This is a genomic window from Azospirillum sp. TSO22-1 (assembly GCF_003116015.1).
Lineage (GTDB): Bacteria > Pseudomonadota > Alphaproteobacteria > Azospirillales > Azospirillaceae > Azospirillum.
The window spans coordinates 25,231-32,419 of sequence record NZ_LGQZ01000040.1 but is presented as its reverse complement, the minus strand read 5'-3'; the positions used below and the strand labels follow the sequence as shown (position 1 = coordinate 32,419).

Below are 7,189 nucleotides of genomic sequence, written 5' to 3'. Positions count from 1 at the left end.
GGATCCGGTGGTGGATCTGGCGGCGGTGGCGGTTCGGGATCCGGCGGTGGTTCTGGCGGCGGCCACGGCGGCGGTGGAGGGGGCGGTCGCGGTGGCGGATCAGGGCATGGTGGAGGGCATGGCGGCGGGGGCGGCCATGGTGGAGGCGGTGGGGGAGGGGGCGGTCACGGCCGTTGAGCGGCCGGGCGTCCGATCTCGCCGCCTCTACACGATCGACAGCGCGGCCCCGGCCGGGCTGGCCAGCGCGTCGGTGAGGATGCGCACCCCCTGCGCCGTCTCCTCGCGGGTGCGCGGCATGCACAGGCCGAGGCGCACCGCGTGCGGCACGTTGCTGCGCCCGACGGCGAAGGTGTCGGCGCTGGTGACCACCACGCCGCGCCGGCGCGCCTCGGCGACGAACTCGTCGCGGCGCCACGGCTCGGGCAGCGTCAGCCACAGGTGCAGGCCGGCGGGGTGGCCGCACACCGCCGAGGGCGGCAGCACCGCGCGGGCGATGGCCTGACGGGCGGCGGCCTCGGTGCGCTGCAGCTCGGCCATGCGGTCGGCGTAGCCGTCGAGGATCCAGCGCGTCGCCACCTCCGCCGGCAGCGGCGGCGAGGAGTATTGCAAAGCCCGGATGGTCGCCTCGATCGGCCGCACCAGCGCCGGCGGCGCCACCACGTAGCCGACGCGCAGGCCGGCGGCGACGCTCTTCGACAGGCTGCCGATGTACAGCGTGATGTCTGGCGCCATGGCCTGGATCGGCGTGACGTCCCTGACCAGGAAGCCGAAGACGTCGTCCTCGACGATGAGCACACCGTGGCGCCGGCAGATCGCCACGATCTCGGCGCGCCGCGCCTCGGGCATCACCGACGCGGTCGGGTTCTGCAGCGTCGGCACGATGTAGAGCGCCTTCGGCGCAAGGCGGCGGCAGGCCGCGTCCAGCGCGTCGGGGATCATCCCGTGCTCGTCCAGCGGCACGCCCTCCAGGTGCAGCTGCAGCGTCGCCGCCAAGCCGCGCATGCCGTAGTTGGTCAGCCGTTCGGTCAGCACCACGTCGCCGGCCTGGGCGATCGAGGCCACCGCTACCGCCATGGCGTTCTGCGCCCCGCTGGTCACCAGCACCGATTCGGGTCCCGCCGCCACCCGGTGCTGGCGCGTCAGCCACTGCGCCGCCGCGGCGCGGTGCGCCGGCAAGCCGGCGTGCGGCGCGTAGTTGACCAGCTGTTCGGCCGAGCCGGAGGCGGCGATGGCCATCAGCGTCTGGGCGATGGCCTGCTCGGCGCCGTTCTGGATCGGCGTGACCACCGTCATGTTGATCGCCGAGGTTTCCGGCGGCCGGTGCCACGCCAGAGAGTCGTGGCTGAGCGGCGGCTGCTGGCCCTGCACGAAGGTGCCGCGCCCGACTTCGCCGCCGATCAGGCCACGCCGCTCGGCCTCGGCGTAGGAGCGGGTGATGGTGCCGACGGTGACACCCAGCCGATAGGCGAGGTCGCGGTGCGTGGGCAGGCGGGTACCTGGGGGAAGGCGTCCGCCGGCGACGTCCTCTGCCAGGGCGTCGGCAATGGCGCGGTAGCGGGGGCCGGCGCGGCCTGAGAGGTCGGGTGTCCAGCTTGTCATGGGGACAATATAGACAATCTGGTATGACCAGGACAAGCATGATGACAATGTCCCAGCATCCGCCTTTCGGCCAGGAAGGCCGGAATTCTTGGCAAAAATAGGCAATGCAAACGGGTGTGGCGTCGTTGTTACATCCGTTATCGGAAATGTAATGGTGACAATGTCGCCATTGACCCCATGAATTGCCCCATCATAATCGCGATTGTCTCGACGATCCGAGACGGATTGCCGTACCGATGATGGAGGTTTGTCATGCACACCCAAGAAGCGACCCGCCCGTCCGGCGCGTCCCCGTCGATCTTCCTGGCCTCCCTGCGTGCCGCCGTGTCCGTCGCCGCCGGCACCGTCCTGAGGATCGGCGAGGCGACCCAGCCCTGGTACGACCGCTGGCGGCAGCGCCAGGCGCTGATGCGGTTGGACGACCACCTGCTGAAGGACATCGGCGTCAGCCGCGCCGACGCCGAGTCCGAAGCCATCAAGCCCTTCTGGAAGGAGTGAGCGGCCATGCGCCTGCCGATCTATCAGGTGGACGCCTTCGCGGACGCCGTCTTCGCCGGCAACCCGGCGGCCGTCGTCCCGCTGGAGGCGTGGCTGCCCGATGCCACGCTGCTCGCCATCGCGGCGGAGAACAATCTGTCCGAGACGGCCTTCTTCGTCCGCGGCGGCGACGACTGCGAACTGCGCTGGTTCACCCCGGCGGTCGAGGTGGACCTGTGCGGCCACGCCACGCTGGCGACCGCGTTCGTCATTTCGACGATCCTGGAGCCGGGGCGCGAGCGCTTCGCCTTCGCCACCCGGCAGGCCGGCACGCTGACCGTAACGCGGGAGGGCAAGCGGTTCGTCCTCGACTTCCCCGCCCGGCCGCCGGCCGCCGTGGACCCGCACCCGAACCTGCTGCCGGCGCTGGGTGGGCCGAAGCCCGTCGCGGTGCTGGGCGGGCGCGACTACCTCGTCGTCTACGACGACGCGGCGGCGGTGCGGGAACTGAAGCCGGACATGACCCGTTTGGCCGCTCTCGACCGCTTCGCCGTCAGCGTGACGGCGCCGGGGGAGGGCGGGCTCGACTTCGTCTCGCGCTTCTTCGCACCGGGCAAGGGTGTGCCGGAAGATTCCGTGACCGGGTCCGCCCATTGCACGCTGATTCCCTATTGGGCGCAGCGCCTGGGCAAGACCACGCTGTCGGCGCGGCAGGTGTCGGCGCGCGGCGGCAATCTCGCTTGCGAGTTGGTGGGCGACCGGGTGAAGATCGGCGGTACGGCCGTTCTCTACCTGGAAGGCGTGATCCATGTCTGAGGCTGATGCCTCGAACGTCACCATAACCCCCACGGACGGGCCCGAGGACATCGGGCACGTCCGCGCCCTGTTCCGCGAGTACGCGGGTGAGTTGAACGTCTCTCTGTGTTTCCAGGGTTTCGAGGAGGAGTTGGCGGGGCTGCCCGGCAAGTACGCGCCGCCCGACGGCGCGCTCCTGCTCGCCCGCGTCGGCGGGGCGGTGGCTGGGGTGGTCGGCCTGCGTCCGCTCGGCGACGGCGTGTGCGAGATGAAGCGCATGTACGTCCGGCCGCCGTTCCGCGGCACCGGCGCCGGGCGCCTGCTGGCGGAACGTATCGTGGCGATCGGCGACCAAGCCGGCTACCGGTCCATGCGGCTCGACACGCTCAGCCGTTTGACGACGGCGCGGGCGCTGTACGAGCGCCTGGGATTCCGTGAGATCCCCGCCTACTACCACAACCCGCTGGACGGCGTGCTGTACTACGAGAAGACCTACTGAGGGGGAACGCATGGCGGGCCGCTGGTTCGAGGAGTTCAGCGTCGGCGACGTCATCGAGACGCGCGGCGTCACGGTGACCGAGTCGCAGATCATCGACTTCGCCCTGATGTTCGACCCGCAGTCCTTCCACATTGACGGCGTCGCCGCCGCCGAGGGACCGTTCGGCGGGCTGATCGCGAGCGGCTTCCAGACGCTCGGCCTCACCTTCCGCCTGCTGCTGGCGACCGGCGTGCTGGACGGCACCAGCCTGGGCAGCGGCGCCATGGACGAGGTGCGTTGGTTGCGCCCGGTGCGCCCGGGAGACACGTTGCGCGTGCGCGTCGAGGTGGTGGGCACGCGCCCGTCGCGTCGTGGCGACCGCGGCGTCGTGCGTTGCGCCTACGCTACCACCAACCAGCACGGCGAGCCGGTGCTGACCTGTGCCATCGACCAGATCATCGCGGCGCGCCCGTCGGCGACGGTGGCGGTCTGAGGGCTCCGTTGACGCTGCCCGGCCGGCCACCTATCGTCCAGCCCTTCCCACCCGAGCAGGGCTGACGCGTGCGCATCGTCCAGGCCATCCTGTCCAAAGGCTTCCGCGGTGCCGAGCGGCATGTGGCGGAACTGGTCAACGCTCAGGCGAAGACGCACGACGTGCTGCTGATGCTGCGCGCCGACAGCACCGACAAACTGGGCCTGTCGATCCGCGACTGGCTGGATCCCGGCGTACGGGTGGTCGGGCTGCGGCGGCCGGTCTGGTGGTTGCAGGGCTGGGCGGCGCTGCGCCACTTCAAGCCGGATGTCGTTCATGCGCACGGCGGCCGGGCGGGCCGGCTGATGCCCAAGCTGGCCGGACGGGTGCCGGTCGCCGCCACCATCCACCTCGACTACCGGCACAAGTCCTACCGCGACGTGGACGGGCTGATCTGCACCACCGACTGGCAGCGCGACGGGGTTTCCCCGAAGTACAGGGGCAAGGTCGCTCGCATCGACCTCTGGTACCGGCCGCACCGCCGGCTGGAATCCGCCCAGGTGGCGCGTCTGCGCGACGAACTGGGAGCGGGGGAGGGGACGTTCCTCGTCGGCTTCGTCGGCCACCTGATCCCGGTGAAGGGCGTCGACCGGTTGCTGGAGGCGTTCCGCCGCGCCGGGTTGCCGAACGCGCGGCTGGTCGTGGTCGGCGACGGGCCGGAGCGTGCGGCACTGGAGCGCGCCGCCCCGCCCGGCGTGCTGTTCACCGGGTTCCGGAACGACGCGCTGGACCTGTATCAGGCGTTCGACCTGTTCGTGTCGCCATCGCGGGAGGAGCCGTTCGGGCTGGTGTTCCTGGAAGCGCTGGACGCCGGACTGCCGGTGGTCGCCACGCGTACGGCGGGCGCCGAGGCGATCCTGCCCGGCATGCCGGGGGAACTCGTGCCGCTGGACGACGTGGGTGCGCTGGCCGCCGCCCTGCGCCGTGCCGTGTCCGAGCGGCGTCCGCGCGCCGCTGTGGACCTCGGCCGCTACGACCAAGCTGGCCGGCTGGCCGAGATCGAGGCGTTCTACCGCACGCTCATTCGACCTTGACCGCGTGGCGGAATAGGTCGCGCGCCTGTGCGGGGAGCAGGCGCTCCACCGTGGTTTCCAGGGTGGCGAGCCGCTCCTCGATGGCGGTGACGCGTTCGGTCAGCCCCTGATCGTGTGCCGGGCGGCTGGCGAGCCACGCCAGCAGGGCCTCGGCGGTGATCTGTCCTTGCCGCAGCGCCCTGGCCGCTTCCCGCAGGGCCTTGCGCATGTCGGCATCGTGCGGAACCCGAAGGCTCATGGTGGGTGTGTCGACCATGTCGCACTCCCGTCTTAAAGTAATGCGCCCGATCTTTGCGCACGATCGCATTGTAACACGGCCGCGCCACGACGGACCTGCGGCAAAGAAGGCTCGTGACACGAACTGTGCTGCATTGCGGGAAAATTTATCACACACGCTTGATAGGTGGAGTTGTCGATGATGCGCTGTAGGAAAACTTCGTGTTTCCTTGCGGACTCTGACCGGGAGTCTCACCGGAAACCGGCGTCGCCCAGCAGCTTGAAGAAGTCGCGCAGCAGCTTGGCCTGCATGGCCGGATCGACGATGTCCTCGACGTAGCGGCGTTCGAAATTGGGCTGCCGCAGGTGGTTGACGACGTGCTGGCGCACCATGTCCAACGCCTTCCGGCTGCGCAGGGTGCCCGGCGCGCACAGTTGGATCAGCCGGTTGGCGCGGTGGCGCAGGATGTCGTTGGGGTTGTCAAGCCGCTCCACCACCCGGCTGTTGACGATGTAGGCGCACAGCAGGGTGTCGAGGTTCTCAGCGACTTGGCAGCGCAACGGGTCGGGCGCCTGGGATTCGTTGACATGGACGAACAGCCTGGTGAGCTGCTCCAGGTTGTTCTTGATCGGCTGCGCGCGGTCCACGAAGCGCGACACCGCCGACGGGTCGGCGGTGAGCGCCTGTAGTGCGCCGAGGATGTCCTCGCCGTGCATCTGTCCCAGCTCGGACTGCGACAGCGCCAGCAGGAAGCGCACGCGGTCCTTCGGGTCGGTGAGGCGGTTGCACACGTCGGTGATGGCCTGCCGCCGCCCGGTGGCGCCGCCCGCCTCCAGGAAGCGCAGGTAGCGCTGGATCAGCGCTTCCGCCATGCCGCCGCCGCCGACCACGCCATCGGGCGAGACGGCGCGCGCCAGCACCCGGTCGAACGCCTCGCGCTCGGCCGACGGGTCGTTGCGGTGCAGGGGCTGCGCGCTCTTCAGCTGACGGCGCACCAGATCGATGATGACCAGCCGCGTCTCGTCCAGCGCGTTGTAGGCCAGCAACTCGCTGAGGTGCAGCGCGCGGTCTTCCTCGGTGCGGTGGGTGGCGTCGAGTCGGCCGCAGGACAGATCCATTAGGTTGCACAGCGCCTCGGCTAGGTTGCGCTGGGTGCCCAGCAGCTCCTGCGCCACCGAGGGCGCCCCCAGAACGTCGGCCATGACGCCGTCCACCAGGGTCAGCGGCTCGTCCTTCAGTCCGCCGTCCTCGCGCACCAGCTCGGACAGGAAGTCCAGCTTGGCCAGCCAGTTGCGCTTCTGCACAAGGTCGCGCGACAGCGCCACCCTGGCGAAGAAGTCGCGATCCTCCGCTGTCTCCTTCGCCGCCAGCGCCTCGAAGGCGGGGCCGAAGCCGGTCTGGCCGATCTGTGGCAGGTCCTCGCGCGCCGAGGCGCGCCGGGCCCGCTCGGTGATCTCGTTGACGAAGCCGTACAGCTCGTCGCGGCGCGAGCGGCTGTCCTTGCCGCTGCCCTCCGCCTGCAGCGCTGCCACGCGGCCGACCGCCATCGGCACGAGGTTGTCCTTGTCCAGGAGGCGCTTGAGCTCCTGGTAGTTGTGCATGATCTCGGTCGGGGTGACGACCATGCGCTCGACGTAGCCGCGCAGCAGGCGGTTCATCACCATGCGGCTCTCGACGTTATAGGTCTGCTCCGCCCTCCGGCAGACGGCCGGCGCCTCGTCGATGGGGGAGATGGTGATGGCGTTCGAGGTGGCGCGGAACTCTTCGCAAATCTGCGTCTCGACGTGGCGGCCATCCGGCCGCATCCAGTCGCGGACGATGCGGAACCCCTCGATCTTGCCGCCGGAGATGATGCGCTTGCCGTAGGCGCGTGCCTCGGCCTCGTCATCGAACCGGGAATCGATGACCCAGTGGTCCTGCTGGTAAAGCTGGACCTCGTAGCTGGTGCCGCGGATGCCCGCCATTTTGGCCTCGGACCATTTGCCGCATGACAGTTCAGGATTCGATCTTTTTTCGGACAAATTCAATGGCAAACTTTAGGTTTCCTGCATTACGCG

8 protein-coding genes are annotated in these 7,189 nt (G+C 69.7%); 5 read left to right on the top strand and 3 right to left on the bottom strand.

Annotation, left to right across the window (positions count from 1 at the left end; translation table 11 throughout):
• Nucleotides 1–204: 204 nt before the first annotated feature.
• Entirely contained in the window at nucleotides 205–1,599 is a 1,395-nt protein-coding gene (locus TSO221_RS12240) for a PLP-dependent aminotransferase family protein (protein WP_109118777.1), read from the bottom strand.
• 252 nt (nucleotides 1,600–1,851) lie between these two features.
• On the opposite strand from TSO221_RS12240, the gene TSO221_RS12235 reads away from it, so the two are divergent.
• From TSO221_RS12235 to TSO221_RS12215, 5 genes are all read left to right on the top strand, one after another.
• A complete protein-coding gene (locus tag TSO221_RS12235; RefSeq protein ID WP_109118776.1) occupies nucleotides 1,852–2,097 on the top strand; it encodes a DUF1127 domain-containing protein in 246 nt (81 codons plus the stop codon).
• Nucleotides 2,098–2,103: 6 nt separating this feature from the next.
• Nucleotides 2,104–2,892, top strand: a complete 789-nt coding sequence (locus tag TSO221_RS12230) for a PhzF family phenazine biosynthesis protein (RefSeq protein WP_109118775.1) — start codon at nucleotides 2,104–2,106, stop codon at nucleotides 2,890–2,892.
• Nucleotides 2,885–3,370: a GNAT family N-acetyltransferase gene (locus TSO221_RS12225; RefSeq protein WP_109118774.1), complete on the top strand. Its 486-nt coding sequence runs from the start codon at nucleotides 2,885–2,887 to the stop codon at nucleotides 3,368–3,370. Before TSO221_RS12230 ends, TSO221_RS12225 begins: the two co-directional genes overlap by 8 nt.
• Nucleotides 3,371–3,380: 10 nt before the next feature.
• Entirely contained in the window at nucleotides 3,381–3,842 is a 462-nt protein-coding gene (locus TSO221_RS12220; protein ID WP_109118773.1) for a MaoC family dehydratase, read from the top strand.
• A 68-nt stretch (nucleotides 3,843–3,910) separates the two neighbouring features.
• On the top strand, nucleotides 3,911–4,915 hold the full coding sequence (locus TSO221_RS12215) for a glycosyltransferase (RefSeq protein WP_109118772.1): 1,005 nt from the start codon (nucleotides 3,911–3,913) through the stop codon (nucleotides 4,913–4,915).
• On the opposite strand, the gene TSO221_RS12210 is transcribed toward TSO221_RS12215, so the two are convergent.
• On the bottom strand, nucleotides 4,902–5,171 hold the full coding sequence (locus TSO221_RS12210; RefSeq protein ID WP_109118771.1) for a hypothetical protein: 270 nt from the start codon (nucleotides 5,169–5,171) through the stop codon (nucleotides 4,902–4,904). The genes TSO221_RS12215 and TSO221_RS12210 overlap by 14 nt on opposite strands.
• 212 nt (nucleotides 5,172–5,383) lie before the next feature.
• Nucleotides 5,384–7,096, bottom strand: coding sequence for a hypothetical protein (locus tag TSO221_RS12205; RefSeq protein ID WP_109118770.1), 1,713 nt, complete (start codon nucleotides 7,094–7,096; stop codon nucleotides 5,384–5,386).
• Nucleotides 7,097–7,189 lie beyond the last annotated feature (93 nt).

Bases quoted from the DNA above. Each gene is read 5' to 3' on its own strand.
- TSO221_RS12240 (WP_109118777.1), bottom strand. From the start codon at position 1,599: ATGACAAGCTGGACACCCGACCTCTCAGGCCGCGCCGGCCCCCGCTAC.
- TSO221_RS12235 (WP_109118776.1), top strand. From the start codon at position 1,852: ATGCACACCCAAGAAGCGACCCGCCCGTCCGGCGCGTCCCCGTCGATC.
- TSO221_RS12230 (WP_109118775.1), top strand. From the start codon at position 2,104: ATGCGCCTGCCGATCTATCAGGTGGACGCCTTCGCGGACGCCGTCTTC.
- TSO221_RS12225 (WP_109118774.1), top strand. From the start codon at position 2,885: ATGTCTGAGGCTGATGCCTCGAACGTCACCATAACCCCCACGGACGGG.
- TSO221_RS12220 (WP_109118773.1), top strand. From the start codon at position 3,381: ATGGCGGGCCGCTGGTTCGAGGAGTTCAGCGTCGGCGACGTCATCGAG.
- TSO221_RS12210 (WP_109118771.1), bottom strand. From the start codon at position 5,171: ATGGTCGACACACCCACCATGAGCCTTCGGGTTCCGCACGATGCCGAC.
- TSO221_RS12205 (WP_109118770.1), bottom strand. From the start codon at position 7,096: ATGGCGGGCATCCGCGGCACCAGCTACGAGGTCCAGCTTTACCAGCAG.